19 protein-coding genes are annotated in these 16154 nt (G+C 75.5%); 6 read left to right on the top strand and 13 right to left on the bottom strand.

From position 1 onward, the window contains the following. Positions 1-200: 200 nt before the first annotated feature. The gene (rlmC, locus tag ABKW28_RS21095) at positions 201-1373 is read right to left on the bottom strand and encodes a 23S rRNA (uracil(747)-C(5))-methyltransferase RlmC (protein WP_348613015.1); all 1173 of its coding nucleotides are present in this window, start codon (positions 1371-1373) and stop codon (positions 201-203) included. Positions 1374-1401: 28 nt separating this feature from the next. Further along, positions 1402-2373, bottom strand: a complete 972-nt coding sequence (locus ABKW28_RS21090; protein ID WP_193670089.1) for an ERCC4 domain-containing protein — start codon at positions 2371-2373, stop codon at positions 1402-1404. 100 nt (positions 2374-2473) lie between these two features. Here ABKW28_RS21090 and ABKW28_RS21085 point away from each other — a divergent pair, with 100 nt between their 5' ends. After that, on the top strand, positions 2474-2743 hold the full coding sequence (locus tag ABKW28_RS21085; RefSeq protein ID WP_348613013.1) for a hypothetical protein: 270 nt from the start codon (positions 2474-2476) through the stop codon (positions 2741-2743). A gap of 107 nt (positions 2744-2850) precedes the next feature. On the opposite strand, the gene ABKW28_RS21080 is transcribed toward ABKW28_RS21085, so the two are convergent. Together ABKW28_RS21080 and ABKW28_RS21075 are read right to left on the bottom strand one after the other, a co-directional pair. After that, positions 2851-4200: a hypothetical protein gene (locus tag ABKW28_RS21080; protein WP_348613011.1), complete on the bottom strand. Its 1350-nt coding sequence runs from the start codon at positions 4198-4200 to the stop codon at positions 2851-2853. Between the two features lie 244 nt (positions 4201-4444). Beyond that, entirely contained in the window at positions 4445-5539 is a 1095-nt protein-coding gene (locus tag ABKW28_RS21075) for an FAD-dependent oxidoreductase (RefSeq protein WP_348613009.1), read from the bottom strand. Positions 5540-5595: 56 nt separating this feature from the next. Here ABKW28_RS21075 and ABKW28_RS21070 point away from each other — a divergent pair, with 56 nt between their 5' ends. From ABKW28_RS21070 to ABKW28_RS21060, 3 genes are all read left to right on the top strand, one after another. Further along, a complete protein-coding gene (locus ABKW28_RS21070) occupies positions 5596-6636 on the top strand; it encodes a phosphatase domain-containing protein (protein ID WP_348613007.1) in 1041 nt (346 codons plus the stop codon). A gap of 200 nt (positions 6637-6836) precedes the next feature. Further along, complete coding sequence (locus tag ABKW28_RS21065) at positions 6837-7196, top strand: STAS domain-containing protein (protein ID WP_348613005.1); 360 nt, start codon at positions 6837-6839, stop codon at positions 7194-7196. A gap of 161 nt (positions 7197-7357) precedes the next feature. Next, entirely contained in the window at positions 7358-7726 is a 369-nt protein-coding gene (locus tag ABKW28_RS21060) for an STAS domain-containing protein (RefSeq protein ID WP_348613003.1), read from the top strand. 45 nt (positions 7727-7771) lie between these two features. Here ABKW28_RS21060 and ABKW28_RS21055 read toward each other — a convergent pair whose 3' ends face one another. From ABKW28_RS21055 to ABKW28_RS21030, 6 genes are all read right to left on the bottom strand, one after another. Then, the gene (locus ABKW28_RS21055) at positions 7772-8659 is read right to left on the bottom strand and encodes a bile acid:sodium symporter family protein (protein ID WP_348613001.1); all 888 of its coding nucleotides are present in this window, start codon (positions 8657-8659) and stop codon (positions 7772-7774) included. A gap of 81 nt (positions 8660-8740) precedes the next feature. Continuing rightward, positions 8741-9466, bottom strand: coding sequence for a hypothetical protein (locus tag ABKW28_RS21050; protein WP_348612999.1), 726 nt, complete (start codon positions 9464-9466; stop codon positions 8741-8743). Continuing rightward, positions 9457-10581, bottom strand: a complete 1125-nt coding sequence (locus tag ABKW28_RS21045; protein WP_348612997.1) for a hypothetical protein — start codon at positions 10579-10581, stop codon at positions 9457-9459. Before ABKW28_RS21045 ends, ABKW28_RS21050 begins: the two co-directional genes overlap by 10 nt. Continuing rightward, complete coding sequence (locus ABKW28_RS21040) at positions 10578-10862, bottom strand: hypothetical protein (protein WP_348612995.1); 285 nt, start codon at positions 10860-10862, stop codon at positions 10578-10580. The genes ABKW28_RS21045 and ABKW28_RS21040 overlap by 4 nt, the downstream gene beginning before the upstream one ends. Then, on the bottom strand, positions 10859-11182 hold the full coding sequence (locus ABKW28_RS21035) for an SAV_915 family protein (RefSeq protein ID WP_348612993.1): 324 nt from the start codon (positions 11180-11182) through the stop codon (positions 10859-10861). The genes ABKW28_RS21040 and ABKW28_RS21035 overlap by 4 nt, the downstream gene beginning before the upstream one ends. A gap of 61 nt (positions 11183-11243) precedes the next feature. Next, positions 11244-12692, bottom strand: coding sequence for a hypothetical protein (locus ABKW28_RS21030; protein WP_348612991.1), 1449 nt, complete (start codon positions 12690-12692; stop codon positions 11244-11246). A gap of 84 nt (positions 12693-12776) precedes the next feature. Between ABKW28_RS21030 and ABKW28_RS21025 the strand changes: the two genes are divergently transcribed. Next, positions 12777-13379 carry a cysteine hydrolase family protein gene (locus ABKW28_RS21025; RefSeq protein WP_348612989.1) on the top strand — a complete coding sequence of 201 codons (603 nt, stop codon included), beginning with the start codon at positions 12777-12779 and terminating at the stop codon, positions 13377-13379. Between the two features lie 55 nt (positions 13380-13434). Here the strand turns inward: ABKW28_RS21025 and ABKW28_RS21020 are convergent, their stop codons facing one another. Both ABKW28_RS21020 and ABKW28_RS21015 read right to left on the bottom strand, forming a co-directional pair. Continuing rightward, complete coding sequence (locus tag ABKW28_RS21020; protein ID WP_348612987.1) at positions 13435-13935, bottom strand: mismatch-specific DNA-glycosylase; 501 nt, start codon at positions 13933-13935, stop codon at positions 13435-13437. Between the two features lie 9 nt (positions 13936-13944). Then, positions 13945-14505: a hypothetical protein gene (locus tag ABKW28_RS21015; protein ID WP_348612985.1), complete on the bottom strand. Its 561-nt coding sequence runs from the start codon at positions 14503-14505 to the stop codon at positions 13945-13947. 320 nt (positions 14506-14825) lie between these two features. Between ABKW28_RS21015 and ABKW28_RS21010 the strand changes: the two genes are divergently transcribed. Next, a complete protein-coding gene (locus ABKW28_RS21010) occupies positions 14826-15185 on the top strand; it encodes an STAS domain-containing protein (RefSeq protein ID WP_348612983.1) in 360 nt (119 codons plus the stop codon). A gap of 6 nt (positions 15186-15191) precedes the next feature. On the opposite strand, the gene ABKW28_RS21005 is transcribed toward ABKW28_RS21010, so the two are convergent. Then, entirely contained in the window at positions 15192-15971 is a 780-nt protein-coding gene (locus ABKW28_RS21005; protein ID WP_348612981.1) for a class I SAM-dependent methyltransferase, read from the bottom strand. Between the last annotated feature and the right edge of the window lie 183 nt (positions 15972-16154).

The raw sequence follows: 16154 nt of genomic DNA, 5'->3' as shown, positions 1-16154 counted from the left end.
GCGCTCGAGCAGCCTCGGGCCGCGCACCCCGACCTGGTCGTGGTCAACCCGCCCCGACCTCCCTGTGGACGAGACGTGGCGCACGGCGGCCGCGGGAGTTTCATCGGGTACCCGACAGAACTCTCGCCACCACGATGAACCTTCAGTCAGGCGGCGCCAGTTTCATCGGGTGCCCGATGAAACTCCCCCGTCGCCCCTGGTCAGGGCCGGCGCAGCCGCACCAGCACCTCGTGGTGGGTGGTCTGGGGGAACATGTCGAGCAGGCGGGCGGCCTCGACGTCGTACGACGCCAGCGCGGCGAGGTCGCGGGCCAGGCTGGTGGCGTTGCAGCTGGAGTAGAGGACCTCGCGCACCCCCGACGACTCCAGCCAGCCGGTGAGGGCGGGGCCGATGCCGCGCCGGGGCGGGTTGACCACGACCAGGTCGGGGTGCGCGGCCCGAGGCTGCTCGAGCGCCCAGGCGGTGGCGTCGGCGGCCACGAAGCGCGCCCGGTCGAGCCCCGCCTCGGCCGCCGACAGCTGCGCCGAGACGACCGCCTCGGGCGCGATCTCGACGCCGGTGACCGACCGGCCGGGGCCGGCGAGCGCCAGGGCGAAGCCGCCGACGCCGGAGTAGAGGTCCCACACCGAGGCCGGGGCGGTCTCGGCGACCCAGGCCCGGGCCTGCTCGTAGAGCACGGTCGCGACGGTGGTGTTGGTCTGGAAGAACGACTGGGGTCGCAGGTGCAGCCGCAGCCCGTCCCCCACGTCGACTCCCACGTCGACTCCCACGTCGAGCCGCATCGCGAGCGTCGCCTGCTCGGTGAGCACGATCTCGCGCTCCCCCTCGAGCACCGCCTTGTGCTCGGGCTGCACGTTGATCGAGGCCACCGCGACCGGCAGCCGCTCGAGCAGCCAGCCGAGGTGCTTGCGCAGGCGCGCCTCGGGCTCGGTGGAGCGCAGCACCCAGCGCACCATCAGCTCGCCGTCGGGCGAGCGGGTGACCAGCAGGTGCTTGAGCTCGCCGCGGCGGCTGCCGACGTCGTACGGCGCCAGCCGCGCGCGCACCACGTGCTCGGCGAGCACGGGCAGGGCGTCGTGGAGCCCCGGCTCGTGCAGCCCGCAGTGGCGCAGGTCGATGCCGCGCCCACCCGCACCCAGGATGCCCAGGGCGGGGGCCTCGACGGTGCCGGCGACGACCATCTTGGCCTTGTTGCGGAAGCCCTCCTCGGGCCCGGTCGCCGGGGGCAGCCAGGCCACGGGCGGCCGGCCGGCCAGCGCGGGGGCGAGCAGCTGCTCGACGTGGCGCTGCTTGTCGGCGACCTGGTCGGCGTAGGCGCGGCCCATCCACGTGCACGAGGCGCACGCGCCGGCGTCGAAGTAGTCGCACTGCACGGGGCGCGAGCCTACGCGGCCGGACCCGTCAGCCGGGGCGGTGCGCGTCGTCGTACGCCGCCCGCAGCGCCGCGGGGACACGGCCCTTGGCCGCCACCTCGATGCCCTGCGCCGCGGCCCAGGCCCGCACCTGGGCGGCCGTGGCCTCGGCGGGCGGCACCGGCGAGCCGGGCGCCAGGGCGCCGATGAACGCCTCGGCGCCCTCGTCGGCGTCGGCGTGGGTCAGTGCCGCGGCCAGGAACCGGTAGACCCACTCCTGGGCGAGCTTGCGCGACTCGCAGAAGACGATCGGCACCGAGGGCCAGCGCACCTGGCACTCGGCGATGCCGTCGGCCAGCACGGCCGGGCGCACGTGCTGCTGGCGGAAGACCTCCGACCAGCGGTCCTCGACGACGACCGCTGCGCGCGGCAGCCGGGCCAGGTCGGCGAGCTGGTAGCGCAGCCGGCCGCTGGTCAGCGACGAGGCGAGGTCGCCGACGCTCTTGCGCTCGACCACCGCGTGGGGCAGCCCGTCGCGCAGCACCCCGTAGTCGCCGGCCGGCAGGGCGGCCCGCGTGGTGGTGACCTGCTGGTCGGTGAAGCGGTAGGGGTAGCGCTCGTGGGAGTCGACGACCACCTCGAGGTCGACCAGCCCGGCGGCGCGGGCGCTGGGCACCGCCACCGACGGCCGGGCCTGCTTGGCGGTGCGGGCGCTCTGCCAGAAGATCACCTGACGCCCGCGCACCTGGGTCAGCACCAGCTGGGAGCGGTTCTCGCGGCCCCGGTCGAGCACCAGGTCGATGGCCGCGCCGCGGCGTACGCAGCTGCGCACCGGCACCCGCTCGACCAGCTCGGGCTCGGCCGGCCACTCCTCGGCGCGGTGGCAGTAGACCTTGGCGGTGCGGGGCCAGGTGTCCTTGGCCTTGAGCAGGATGCCGTCGTCACCGAGCGGGACGCGCAGCAGGTAGGGCAGCGACGAGCCCGGGTCGGGGTTGCGGGCGATGAGGAAGTCCTCCGGCACCCCGCCAGTGTGGCAGCCCGAACGGGTGAACCTGCGGCTCGACGCGACCGCGTAGCGTCGCCTCGCCGTCCGACCAACGGACGACTAGGAGGGACACACCATGTTCAACATCATCGGACTGCTCGTCGTGGGCCTGATCATCGGCGCGCTCGCCCGGCTCATCAAGCCCGGCAAGCAGGCGCTCGGCCTGCTCGGCACGCTCGCCCTGGGCGTCGTGGGCGCCCTCATCGGAGGCATCGTGGCCAGCGCCCTGGGCAGGGGCGACATCTTCGAGCTCAACGTGATCGGCTTCGTCGTGGCGGTGGTCGCCGCCGTGCTGCTCATCGGCGTCGCCGAGGGCATGTCGTCGAAGGGGAAGACCCGCGTCTGACACACCCGGTCAGCACGCGGCACGAGCGTCGGCGAGGAGGCACCCCTCGCCGGCGCTCGTCGTCGTTGTGGGGTGAGCCGGGCCTGCTCGCTGCGGGCGGTGGGGCCTCAGGTCGGGTCGACCGGCGGGGTCGTGGCGCTCGGGCTGGTGCTGGGGCTGGTGTTCGGCTCGGCGCTCCCGGTCGGCTCGGCGTTCTTCGTCGGCTCGGCGCTCTTCGTCGGGCTGGGGCTCGTGCTCGGCTGCGCGCTCTTCGTCGGGCTGGCGCTCTTGGTCGGCTCGGCGCTCTTGGTCGGGCTGGGGCTCGGCGTCGGGTCGGCGCCGCCGCTCGGGCTCGGGCTCGGGCTCGCGCTGGGGCTCCCCGAGGCCCCTGACGCCGCCTCGATCGTGACCGCCGCCGAGACGCTGCCCTCGGCCATCGGCCGGTCGACGAAGCGCCAGCGGTAGCTCGTGGCCCGCTCGGGCTGCACGCGCGCCACGGCGGCACCGTCGACGACGTCGACGACCCGCTCGAGCTTCCAGCCGGTGGCGCCGACCGCACGCGACTCCAGGCGCATCGTCACCCCGCTCAGCGGGGCGCCGGTGCTGTCGGCGAGCGTGCCGCGCAGCTCGACGGGCTGCCCGGCCTCGGCGCGCCGCACCGGCGGGGCCGGCATGCCCACGCTGGTCTCCAGGCCCTCGATGTCGTACGTCGTCGCGGTGCCGGCGGTGTGCAGGCGCAGCGCGTCGATCGCGAACTCGTTGCCGTCGCAGCCCAGCCCGGTCATCACGAAGCCGGCGCCGTCGCCGCGGTGGCGCACCACCATGTCGGCCAGCGTGCCGTCGGGCACGGTCTCCTCAGCAGTCTCCTCGGCAGCGTCGTCGGCTCCCTCGTCGCCCTCCTGGTCGACCACGGGGGCCTGGGCGTACATGTCCCACTTGCTCCAGCTGTAGGTCAGGTCGGTGGCCTCGATGCGGGTCCACCGCCCGGCCGGCACGACCACCTCGGCGCGCCCGAACCAGACGCGGCCGGTGCGCCGGTCGGCGGGCTCCTGGTAGCCGGCCCACACCACGCCGGTGGTGCCCTGCTCGGCGTACGCCGTGAGCCCGGCGCTCTGGGTCAGCGCCACCGACGAGACGTAGCTCAGCGGGCCCAGCGCGTTGCCGCCGACGAGGTCGTAGCGCAGCACCCGCTCGCCGGCGGGGGCGCTGCCCGGGCCGGTGCCGATCATCGCCTGGGGCGACTCCGCGACCCGCTCGTAGACGTCGTCGCAGCCCACCAGGCCCAGGCGCATGGCCCGGCCCTCGGGGAAGGCGAGCCCGCGCACGACGACGGTGCTCTGCTGGGTGGGGGCGGTGCGCGTGGTGGGCACGGCGGCGCTGGCCGCGCCCCCGCTCGTCCCGCCGGCGGCACCGCTCGCGAGCACGACGCAGGCAGCGGCGCCGATCGCCGCAATGCGCTGGTGGATGCCGGCCCGCACGTGGTGTCTCCGCTCGTCCGGCGGGCCCCGGTGCCCGCAGGATGAACTGTAGGCGGCGGGGGCTCACCCCACCACGGGGTCGGCGAAGTTCACCCGAACGAGGGACACCGTTCGTCCGGTCGGGCGCGGATGAGTCCCGCGCTCCTCGACGGCACCGCCGGGAGGCCATGACGCTCTACCGGTCCGTCCTGGGCGGCCGGCGGGTCGGCGCACTAGGCCGGTGGAGCGGCCGGCAAGCGGGTCCTCAGCCGCCGGCGGCGCGGTAGGACCCGATCCAGCGCCGGTCGATGCGGCGCTTGAGCAGCAGCGCACCGCGCCCGCCCCACCACCAGCGCCCGCGGGTGGCCAGGCCGCGACCGGCGCCCAGGTCGAGCACCGAGAGGAAGTGCTCGCGCGGGCGGTAGACGTGGCCGCTGGTGTCCTCGCCGCGTCCGCGAGCCTCGAGGGCCGCGAGCAGCACCGGCGCCTGCCGCACCCCGTGCACCCCGATCCGCGGCAGCGGGCGGGGGGTGAAGCGGGCACAGTCGCCGACGGCGTACACGTCGTCGTGCTCGACGTGCTGCAGGGTGGCTCGCACCGGCACCCCGCGCTCGTCGCCGAGGCCGAGGTCGGCCACCAGCGGCGGCGCCGCCAGGCCGCCGGCGAGCACGGCGAGGTCGTGCTCGAGCACCCGCCCGTCGGCGAGCGTCACGCTCGTGGGGTCGAGCCGCTCGACCCGGGCTGCCAGCACCACCTCGACCCCGCGCCGGGCGAGCACCCGCTCGACGTGGCGGCGGGCGCCGGCGGGCAGCGACGGGCCGACCACGTCGCCACCGTCGACCAGCCGCACGGCGCCGACCCCGGCACGCACCGAGAGCTGGGCGGCGAGCTCGAGCCCCGACGGGCCGGCGCCCACCACGGTGACGACCGCGGACCCCTCGTCGGGCAGCCGGTCGGCGAGGGTCTGCAGGCCCGCGAGCGGCTTGACCCCGACCACGCCGGCCCCGACCGGCACCCCGAGGTCAGAGGTCACCGAGCCGATCCCGAGCGAGACCACGTCGTAGCCCAGCCGCTGCCCGGTCGCGGTCGTCGCGACCCGGCCCCGCGGGTCGAGGCCCGCCAGCGTGTCCTCGTGGTGTCGTACGCCGCGGCGCGCGGCCAGGCCGGCCACGTCGAGCCGGCCGGCCTCCAGGGGCAGCGCGCCGGTGGCGACCGCGGAGCCGACGCCGCTGTAGTCGAACCAGCGCGGCGCGAGCAGCTCGACCCTCCAGCCGGCGGCGCGCAGCCGGTCGGCGTGGCGCAGCAGGTGCAGGTGGGTGTGGCCGGCTCCGACGAGCAGCAGCGTCTGGGGGTCCGGCACCCGCGCAGCGTAGCCAGGGGTGCCCCAGGAGGGCCCCGGTGTGCTTCGCTGGGTCGATGAGCAGGGAGCCCGGTCCGGTCGAGCGCGTCGACCACCTCGCGATCCGCGCCGAGGACGCCGTGCAGCGGCTGGTGGGCGGGGGCCTGCGCCGCGCCGGCTGGGTGCCGCGGGTGGTGGCCCACGTGGGCTACGGCCTGGAGGGCGCGTGGGTGCGGGTGCTGGGGCGGGTGGTGCTGGTGCCCGAGGACAGCCTGGCCGCGCGGCACCCCGAGGACGCCCGCGGCTGGCGGCGCTTCGTGACCCAGTCGGCGGCCGGCGTGCCGGTCACGATCGAGGTCGGCGGGGTCCGCACCCGGGTGGAGTCCGACCGCGAGGGCTACCTCGACGTGCGGCTGCCTGCCGACCTGCCGCCCGGCTGGGCCACGGCACGGCTCGCGGTCGAGGGCCACGACGGCCCCGAGACGACCGCCCAGCTGCGGGTGGTGGCCGCCGACGCCCGCCACGGCCTGGTCAGCGACATCGACGACACCGTGATGATCACGATGCTGCCGCGCCCGCTGGTCGCCTTCCGCAACGCCTTCGTCACCCGCGAGGTCGACCGCCTGCCGGTGCCGGGGATGGCCGGGCTCTACCGAGACCTGCTGGCCCACCGGCCCGACACCTTCGTGGTCTACCTCTCGACCGGCGCCTGGAACGTCGCGGGGGCGATCGGGCGCTTCCTGGCCCGCCACGACTACCCGCCCGGCCCGGCGCTGCTGACCGACTGGGGCCCCACCCCCCGCGGGTGGTTCCGCTCGGGGCAGCGGCACAAGACCACCGGGCTGCGCCGGCTCGTGGAGGACTTTCCGCAGCTGCGCTGGGTCCTCGTCGGCGACGACGGACAGCACGACCCGGAGATCTACGCCGAGGCCGCCGCGGAGCACCCCGACCGGGTCGAGGCGGTGCTGATCCGCCGGCTCAGCCTGGGTGAGCAGGTCGCCCGCTACGGCCACCTCGACACCAGGGCGCAGGAGGCCGGGCCCAGCGCCGCGACCGGGTACGGCGACGACGGTGACGAGCTGCGCGTCGAGGCGCAGCGGCTGGGGCTGCTGGGCTGAGCCCCGACGGGCGCGGCCAGCCCCGGCCAGCCCCGGCCAGCCCCGGCCAGCCCCGACCAGCACGGGCCGACGGTCTAGTCCGAACGGGCCATCTTGGGACTGTTCCGGCCCGAGAGCGGGACCTTCTGGCCGCACGCGCGTTGAGTGGTCGCAGCGCCGGGGACCCGGCGCCGTACGCAGCCGTCCGGGGAGGGAACGCTGTGCACACCGACCTCACGGTCCGGGCCACCTCGGTGGCGCCGGGCCACGTCCGCCTGCAGGTGCGCGGCGAGCTCGACCTGGGCTCCGCCCCGCTCCTGCACGGGGCGCTCGCCCGAGCGCTCCCGGCGGCCACCGAGCGCCTCGACCTCGACCTCGACGGCGTGGTCTTCCTCGACGCCGGCGGTCTCGGGGCGCTGGTGTGGTGCCGCCAGCGGGCCCTGGCGGCCGGAGCGGCGTGCCAGGTGGTGGCGCTGAGCCCGGCGGTCGAGCGGATCCTGCTCCTGACCGGCACCCACGACACCCTGACCTGCCCCGCCCCGGCCGGTCGCGCACTGGCCGAGGCCGTCCAGCCCGCCTGATCGGGCTACCCGCGGGCGCCGCCGGATGGCCCGGTCGTGCGCGGGGCATGGCCCGTCGGGGTGGTATCGGCCCGGCCCGGGCAAAGGATCGCCCCGCGCCGCTGACCCCGGGGCACCCCGGTCGTTGACTGGTCGACGACGCAGCACCTGGGGGCCGACGCATGAGCACCATCATCACGACGCACGCAGGCACGATGGTCGTCCACCTGGCCACGGGGCTGTCCTGCTACGGCGAGATCGACATCGCGATCGCCGACCAGCTCGTCGCCGACTGCGGCCAGCAGCTCGCCGAGCTCGCCCTGCCCGCCGGGAGCGTGTTCGTGGTCGACCTGTCGGGCGTGACCTTCATGGACAGCGCCGGCCTCGACGCGCTGCTCGACCTGCGCGACCTCGTCGAGGAGTTCGACCTGGTGTGCGTGGTGCGCCGGGCCAGCGCGGCGGTGCACCGCATCGTGGCGCTGACCGCCCACCCCGAGCAGCTGGGCTGGCTCGACGTGCCCAACGGGCCGGGCCTGCTCTCCCCCGCCTGAGCGGAGTACGCCGCCCGTCCAGCCCGCTCAGCCCGTCCAGCCCGCTCAGCCCGCGCGGGCCGGCTCCCGGCCGCGGGGGCTGCGCGCGCCGCGAGTGACCAGGAAGCCGAAGCCGGTGGCGAAGACGTACATGATGATCGAGTAGACGGCGCTGGGGATGGCGACCTCGGTGCTGCCGAGCACGCTCAGGGCGATGGTCAGCGCGACGGTGGTGTTGTGGATGCCGACCTCCATCGAGCTGGCCACGGCCTGCGCCCGCTCGAGGCGCAGCAGCCGCGCGCCGGCGTACCCGAGGGAGAGGCTGGCGGCGCAGAAGATCGCGGTGACCAGGCCGACCTGGCGCACGTAGTCGGCGAGGTTCTCGCGCTCGCCCAGCAGCGCGCCGACGGCGACGACGACCAGCACCACGATCGAGAAGACCCGCACCGGCTTGTCGGAGCGGGCCGCGAGGGCGGGGCGGCGGCTGCGCACGAGCATGCCCAGCACGACCGGCACCAGCACGATCGCGATCACCTGCAGCACCTTGCCGACCTGCAGGCCCAGCTCGCCGTCGGCGTCGAAGTAGCCGATGGCCAGGTTGGTGATCAGCGGGATGGTGAACGCGGCGAGCACCGAGTTGATGGCGGTCAGCGTCACGTTGAGCGCCACGTCGCCGTGGAAGAGGTGGCTGAAGAGGTTGGCGGTGGTGCCGCCCGGCGAGGCGGCCAGCAGCATCACCCCGACCGCCAGCAATGGGTCGAGGCCGAATCCGATGACCAGCCCGAAGGCGATCACCGGGAGCACCAGCACCTGCAGGGTCAGCGCGACCACGACCGCACGGGGGCTGCGTGCGACCCGGCGGAAGTCGTCGACCTGCAGCGAGAGGCCCAGGCCGAACATGATGATGGCCAGCGCGACGGGCAGCCCGACGCTGATCAGTGCGGAGTCGTTCACGACCACTCTCCCGGCTCGACGTGGAGCATCCTGTGCCACCGCCCATGTGACGGCGGCCACAGTCAAGCAGCCCGGGGCGGGTCAGGAGCGGAAACGCTCCAGGGCGTCGGGGTGGACCAGCGCGGCCCGGTCCCCGGCCCTGCGGCGGTGGTGCTCGACGAGGGCGACCAGCGCCGAGGCCGGCCACGCCTGGGGCAGCAGCCGGCAGGCCACCAGCCCCGGGCCCTTCGACCTGACCACGAGGTGCGGCTGCCAGCCACGCACGGCGGCCACCTCGGCGACGTCGCGCCACGGCACCGTCTGCGCCCGGGTCACGCCACCCGGCACCCGCAGCCCCTCGGGACCCACGACCAACCGGGTCTCGGTGCGTGCGGCCAGCGCGGCCGCCCCGACGACGCCCAGGACGACCAGCCCGCCCAGGACGCGCGGGCCGGCCGAGTCGGCGACCAGCACCACCAGCACCCCCAGCAGCCCCAGCACGACGCCGGCCACGGCGCGCAGCAGCACCTGCGCGCGGCGCAGCGGCAGCGCGAGGCCGCCCTCGACGGCGACCGCGGGCGGTGGGTCGGCACGTGGACCGTGCCGCGGGGCCGTGAGGCTGCCGGCGCCGGTGACGCCCAGGACCGCGAGCAGCACTCCCAGGGCGACCGGGAACGCCGGGTCCTCGGCCCCGGCGCCGGCGACCGCGAAGAAGACCCCGATCGGCACCATGAGCGCGACGAGGCCGATGACGGCGTAGCGGCCCAGGGAGCGGTAGACCGCGTCGGGGTCGCCGCCGGGGCCCTCGCTGGGCTCTCTCAGAACCAACTCTTGACCTCGTTCCATCCGTCGGACGCGAGGTCCTTGGTGTCGTCCCACCGGTCGCCGACCCACTCGTCGACGGGCTCGGTGAGGTCGTCGGGGAGAGCATCCCAGCCCTCGGTCGCGAGCCAGGTGACCCCCGCGCCCACGACGATCGCGCCGCCCACCACCACGGCGGTCGGCACGCTGACCGGGGCGGTGGCGATCACCAGGGCGGTCGCGCCGATGCCGAGGCCCGCGGCCACCAGGCCACCGCCGGGGCTCTCGCCCTCGAGGGCGAACCAGACGTCGACGGCGGTGCCGGCGGGGCCGAGCAGCCGGGAGCCCCGTCCGGCCCACCGCGACTGCTCGAGCAGGTCGTTGATGCGTCCCGGGGTGTCGGGGGCGTTGCCGAGGGCGCGTCGCGCGGGGTTGCCGGAGCGGCGGGCGCTGCGCAGGTCGCGGGCCTGGTCGGCCAGCTCGCCGGCGCGACGCTGCAGCGCCCGCTCGCCGCTGAGCATGGACCCGGTGATCGCGATGTTGCCGACGTTGTCGCGCAGGAACTCCATCAGGCTGTCGACCGCGTCGGCGGTGAAGGAGGCGACCTCCGCCACGACGCGGGTCTCCACCCAGTCGACGAAGCGCTCGTCCTCGGCCTGCACCTCGACGACGAGCCGGTTGTAGAGCTCGACCCGCGCGAGGGCGGTCTCGAACGCGCTGACCTGCCGGGCGTGCTGGTCGGCCAGCTCGGGCGCCACCGGACCGACCGGGACGTCCGGCGGCACCGCGGGCGCCGGTGCCTGGATCACCGCTCCGCTCACCACCAGCCCACCGCCTCGTGCCTGGGCGCGGAAGCCCTCCATCGCGGAGCGGAACCGACCCAGGCGGGCGGCGTAGTCGTCGAAGACCCCGGCGGCGCGGCCGACCCGGGCCGCGTGGTCGTCGAGGTGGCCCAGCACCTCGCGCCCGTACGACGCGTAGGCGTCGCCGGCCTCGCCGTGGAACCCGGAGGTGGCGGTGCGGCGCGCCTCGGTCACGTCGTCGGCGGCCCCGTCGAGCTCGCGGCGCAGGGAGGAGCGCAGCCAGGTGGCCGCGGCGGTGATGCTGCCCTCCTCGCCCTCGACGGTCGTGTCGATGCTCACGAGCCGCCCCGCATCGAGCCGAAGGCCCCGGCGACCGCCTCGTCGGTGCCGCCCAGGGCCTCCCCGACCTGGCGGACCTGCTCGGCGGCCACCTCGTTGACCAGGGCCAGGTCGTCGGCGGTACCGAGCACCGCGGCCAGGATCTCGACCAGCGCCGGGGTCGCGTACCCGCCCTCGACGCTGGGGATGCTCCCCGCCAGCGCCGTGATGCGGGCGGCGGCCCCGTCGTGGCTGCCGGCGATCGCCGCCTCCGCCGAGGCGTCGAGCCGGATCTCGCTCACGCCGTCCCCTCGGCCGCGGGGACGCGCAGGGCGACCGGCAGCGGCACGTCGAGGTAGGCGACGTCGTAGTGCTTCAGCTCGCGCAGCGACTCGAGCGCGCTGGTCTGCCACAGCACCCACGGGTGCCCCTCGCCGCAGGCCCGGGCGAACCGGTCGAGGGCGGTGTAGCCCATCAGCGCGACCCGGCCGTCGGCCAGCTCGACCATCATCACCTCGGCCAGGTTCCCCTCGTCGTCGAGGCGGCAGGGCAGGTAGGCGACCGGGGGCTGCAGCGGCGCCCGCCCGGTGGGGCGGGCGGGCTCGTCGGGAGGGGTGCTCACCCGGGCAGGATGCCCCGCCGCCGCCGGGTGAAACTCGCAACCGCCCGCGGGGCTCCCCTGGTCAGCCCCGCGCGCCGCCGACGCCCAGCAGGGCGGCCAGGCCCAGGGCGCTGCGCGGCGAGTACGCCGTGCGCCACAGCCCGCCGTGGGCCGCGGCGTACGCCTCGTCCTGCCAGGGGTGCTCGTGGCGCGGGCCGCCGCCGGTGTGCAGGTCGTGCACCAGCATCGCGGCCATCAGCACGTTGGAGGTGGAGGGGTCGAAGACCTCGACGCCGAAGCGGTGCGCCCCGGCGTACGCCGCGGCCAGGGCGCGGTTCTTGACCACCGAGCGGGTGCGGGTCGGGGGCGCGACGTTCATCGAGACCAGGCGGCCGTCGTAGCGCGCCGTGGTGGCGCGCCAGCGCTGCAGCCGCTTGGCCAGCGCGTAGTTGGGGCCCTGCTGGGGCACCAGCGAGTCGTTGAGGCCGGGGTCGGCGGGGCCGGCGTACGGGCGCTGCAGGAGGCGGCCGCCGGAGAGGGTGCGCAGCGGGCGGCCCAGGCCCTTGCTGGCCCGGCCGCGGCCGGCGTAGCGGGCCAGGGCCTGGTCGACGGCCTCGCCGGGCACGCCGAAGACGTCGGTGGGGGTGGCCAGGAAGGCCAGGGCGGTGTCGTCGCGGGCCTCGAGGAGGCGGCGGCTGAGCTCGTCGACGGCGGTGGAGACGCGCACGTTGGTGGCGCCGTCGGCGTAGACGTAGTTGCCGAGCACGAGGGTGCCGGGCTGGGCGGCGAGCCAGTCGGCCAGCGCCGGCACGTCGGCCAGCAGGTCGGCGCCGGGCCGGCCGTCGACGGCGGGGGCGACCACGGCGCCGGCGCCGGCGACGGCGGTGTCGCTGACGCGCTCCCACACGTCCTCGCGGGGCAGGTCGACGGCCGCGACGCGGGCGCCCCAGCGGGTCAGCGCCTGCAGCGGCCCCATCTCGGAGCCGGCGCCGACGACGGCGACGGTGTGGTCCTCGAGGCGCAGCCACTCGGGGTGGGCCACGACGGCGTCGACCGCCTCGGCGAGCGTCGGCTCGACGACCCCGGCCTCGACCCACCGCTCGACCTGGCGGCGTACGTCGTCGCCGCGCAGCCGCTCGCCCCGGTAGGGCAGCACGAGCTCCTCGACCCGCTCGCCGGCACCGTGCATCTCGACCTGGCCGAAGCCGGTGCTGCTGCGCGGCCAGTCGGCGAGCGGCACGTCGCCCTCCCGCTCGACGACCCGCATCCGCGAGTGCAGCGAGTCGAGGCCGGCGCGGGCGACCGCGACGGCGTCGTCGGGGGTGGCCAGGCCGGCCTCGACGAGGCGGCGGAACCAGGTGAGGTACTGGGTGCGCCAGGCCGTCTCGCGCTCGACGGCCCGGGCGCCGACGGCGTCGACCGGGCGCAGCGCGTCGGCCGCCACGCCGCGGCCGGTGGCGGTGGTGCTGCGTCGCCCCTCGCTGTCGGCGGGGTCGACGGGGAAGACGAGTCCGTGCGGGGCATCAGCCATGGCGTCACCCTGCCCGGACGGCGCGTGGGGGTAAACACCCGGGGGTGACGCGTCCCACGCCCTGGCGGCGCTAGCGTCCGCCAGGTGACCCGCCAGCGCACCGGCGCCCCTCTCGTGATCGGACCCGACGCCGCCCTCGTCGTCGTCGACGTGCAGGAGGGCTTCGACGAGCCGTGGTGGGGTCCGCGCGACAACCCCGCCTGCGACGACAACGTCGCGGCCCTGCTCGAGGCGTTCGCGACCACCGGGCGCCCGCTGGTCTACGTCCAGCACTCGTCGCTGAGCCCGGAGAGCCCGCTCTTCCCGGGCCAGCCCGGCCACGCGCTCAAGGAGCACCTCGAGGGCTTCGAGCCGGCGCTGCTGGTCACCAAGCAGGTCAACTCCTCCTTCCACGGCTCCCCCGACCTCGACGCGTGGCTGCGCGGCGAGGGCATCGGCGAGGTCGTCGTCTGCGGGATCACCACCAACCACTGCTGCGAGACCACCGCCCGGGTCGCCGGCAACCTCGGGTACGCCGTCACCTTCGTGCTCGACGCGACCCACACCTTCGACCGCACCGGCCCCGACGGCACGACCCTGACCGCGGCCGAGCTGGCCCGCGCCACCGCGACCAACCTGCACGGCGAGTTCGCCACCGTGGTGTCGACGGCCGAGGTGCTCGAGGCGCTCGACCAGCCGTCGTCCTGACGACCCGTACGCCGTCGCGGCGTGTCGTGGTGAGAGTCGTCAGGATGACCGTGGCTCAGGCTCCGCAGATCATCGCCAGGTCGCGCCACCAGGAGAGCCGGTTGGGGCGTCCGTCGTAGTCGTGGCGCTGGTTGGCCCCGGAGACGCCGGGCAGCACGTAGACCTGCGCCGGCCCGACGTACCAGTCCTGGACGCCGAGGCCGGGCCTCCCGCGCCGCCCCATCGCCCGGGAGGCCTCGTGGGCGACGCCCTTGCTGGTGAAGGCGAGCCACTCCGGCTGCCAGCGCTCGCACTTGGCGACCAGGTCGTCGATCTCGACCCAGCGCGGGTCCCAGTGCCCCACCAGGTCGGTCAGGCCCAGGCCGAGCTCGGGCACGACGTGGTCCTCGTGCGGCTGCAGCCGGCGTGGGGAGAGCCCGGAGAGGTGCAACGACTCATAGAAGCTGTTGCCCGGCGTCTCGTAGTAGTGGTCGCGGTGCTTGGTGCTCTCTGCTCCCGCGAGGCCGCAGAAGACCACGAGCGGGTCGTCGGGGACGAGGTCGGGGAGCACCTGCACGCGAGCACGCTACCCGCGCGGCCGCTCCTCTCGGACCGACCTCAACCGCCGCGGCGCGCGGTGCGAGAACGGGAGGTCCAGTCGGAGGTCCAGGACGTGCCCGGCCCAGTCCTGCCGCTCTGGAGTCGTCAGCAGCTCGAGCAGCTCGACGTGGCCGGCGACCACGGCCGGGGTGACGACGGTCAGGACGTCACACGTGGACAGTCCCGGCCAGCTGGTGCACAAGAACGCACCTGAGCCCTCCGACCACTGCGCGCCCTGCTGTCGCCAACCGTCAGCGATGGCGCACACCCCGTCTGCCTGGGACGGGTCGAAGGCCACCAGGGTGAGGATGGAGTCGGCCGGCTCGACGACGGCGACGACCTGCAGGAAGCCGGTCGCGTCGAGGCGTGCCTCCACCAGGTCGCCGACGACAAGTGGGGCGAAGAACCCGTTGTTCGCCAGGCGATAGGTGCCCCCTGTGTCCCTCGCGTCGACCGGCTCGGCCCACATCGTCTCTCCGCAGGGCCCCTGCTCCTCGTCCTCCCTATAGCGCAACCGCACCTTCACGTTGTCGTGGGCACTCGTCATGGCTGTCTCCTGGTCGTCGTCTCGTCGTGAGTCGATGCCAGCAGGCCCCACCGACACGGCGACCGCCGAGCCGCGGCTGCCTGTGGACGGCCGGCCCCACGACCGGGCACGGTCCTGACGCCCCGCACGCCACCGCGGCGTGTCACGGTGAGGAACGTCAGGACGGCAGAGGCTCGGACCACCGGGCGGGCGCGCCCCAAACCCCACCCCTGAGGGCGTTTGTGGAGAGCCGCCTGGCCGTGGCAGCGGTAGGCGCCTACAGTCGAAGGAGTGAACAGGCACCGGCACTCGGTGCTGCACCACCAGCTTGGGGGCCCGACATGGGCAACGACACCGTTCTTTCCACCGCGGCGCGTACGCCGCAGCAGACCCGCCACACCGTGACCGGCGACCTCGACGTCGCCGCCGTGCACCGGCTGCGCAGCGGCTTCGCGGCCGCCCTCGACAGCTCCGACGTCGCTCGCCCCGGCCTCGACCTCGACCTGGGCGGCGTGACCTTCATGGACGCCGCCGGCCTCGGCGCCGTCATGTGGTGCCGCCAGCACGCGCTGCGTGCCGGATTCGCCTGCGTCGTCGACGAGGCCAGCCCGGCCGCGTTGCGGCTGATGAAGCTCACCGGCACCCACGACCTGCTCCGCGGCTTCGCGGCCGCTCCGCTCGCCGGCGGCGCCCCGGTCTGAGCCGGCTCAGGCCCTCGTCCCGCTGACGCACCAGGCGGCGGAGTCGATCTCGAACGGACCGTCGCCGAGGTCGGCGCGCAGCCGTGCCCGCAGCCGCTCGACGGTCGAGTCGTCGACGCCGTCGAGGAACGCCCGGACCGATCCCGCGGCCGCGGTGAACGGCGCCCACCAGCGGTCGAAGGAGTCGAAGCCGACCCGGACCCGGATCTCCTGCTCCTGCACGCCGACGAGGCCGGCGCCCTCCCACAGCCGCTGCAGGTCACCCCGGGTCGAGCCCGTCGACGGCGTCGCTGCCTGGCCGGGAGCCAGCGACTCGACGGCCGACCAGAACAGTGACAGCGGTCCGTGCCCGCCGCCGTGGTCCCACACGCAGGCCGCGACCAGCCCGCCCGGGCGGGTCACCCGCACCATCTGCGCCACCCCGGCCGCCGGGTCGTCCATGAAGTGCACGACCAGCTGGGCCAGGCTCGCCTCGAAGGTCGCGTCGTCGAACGGCAGCTCCTCCGCCCCGCCCTGGCGCACGTCGACGTCGGGGAAGCGAGCGGCGGCCGCAGCCACGAACGACGGGGCCGGGTCGATCGCCGCCAGGCGGCGTACGCCGTGGGGGTGCGGCGGGCGGCGCACGAGCTCGTCGAGCAGCGCCCCCGGGCCACAGCCGACGTCGAGCACGCTGGCCGGCAGCCGGCCCTCGGGCAGCACCGCGTCGCAGAAGACGGGCGCCAGGGGTCGGGAGAAGCGCCCCATGAACCTGTCGTAGGTGTCCGCGGGCACGTCGAAGCCGGCCATGCCCTCAGGTTAGGTGACCGACCGTCGGCTCAGCCGACCCAGCGCTCGGAGCCGGGCAGGTCGAGACCGGGCTCGTCGTCGGCCAACAGTGAGAGCTGCTGGCTGCGGGGGGGGCGCGGGGGCTGCGCGGCCACCCTGGGGCGGGGGGCGGGCCAGCTCGAGGACGCCGCTCCCTGGTTCGAC

The organism is Nocardioides sp. 31GB23 (assembly GCF_040012395.1).
GTDB classification, from domain to species: domain Bacteria; phylum Actinomycetota; class Actinomycetes; order Propionibacteriales; family Nocardioidaceae; genus Nocardioides; species Nocardioides salarius.
This window is presented reverse-complemented; position numbering and strand designations above follow the sequence as displayed.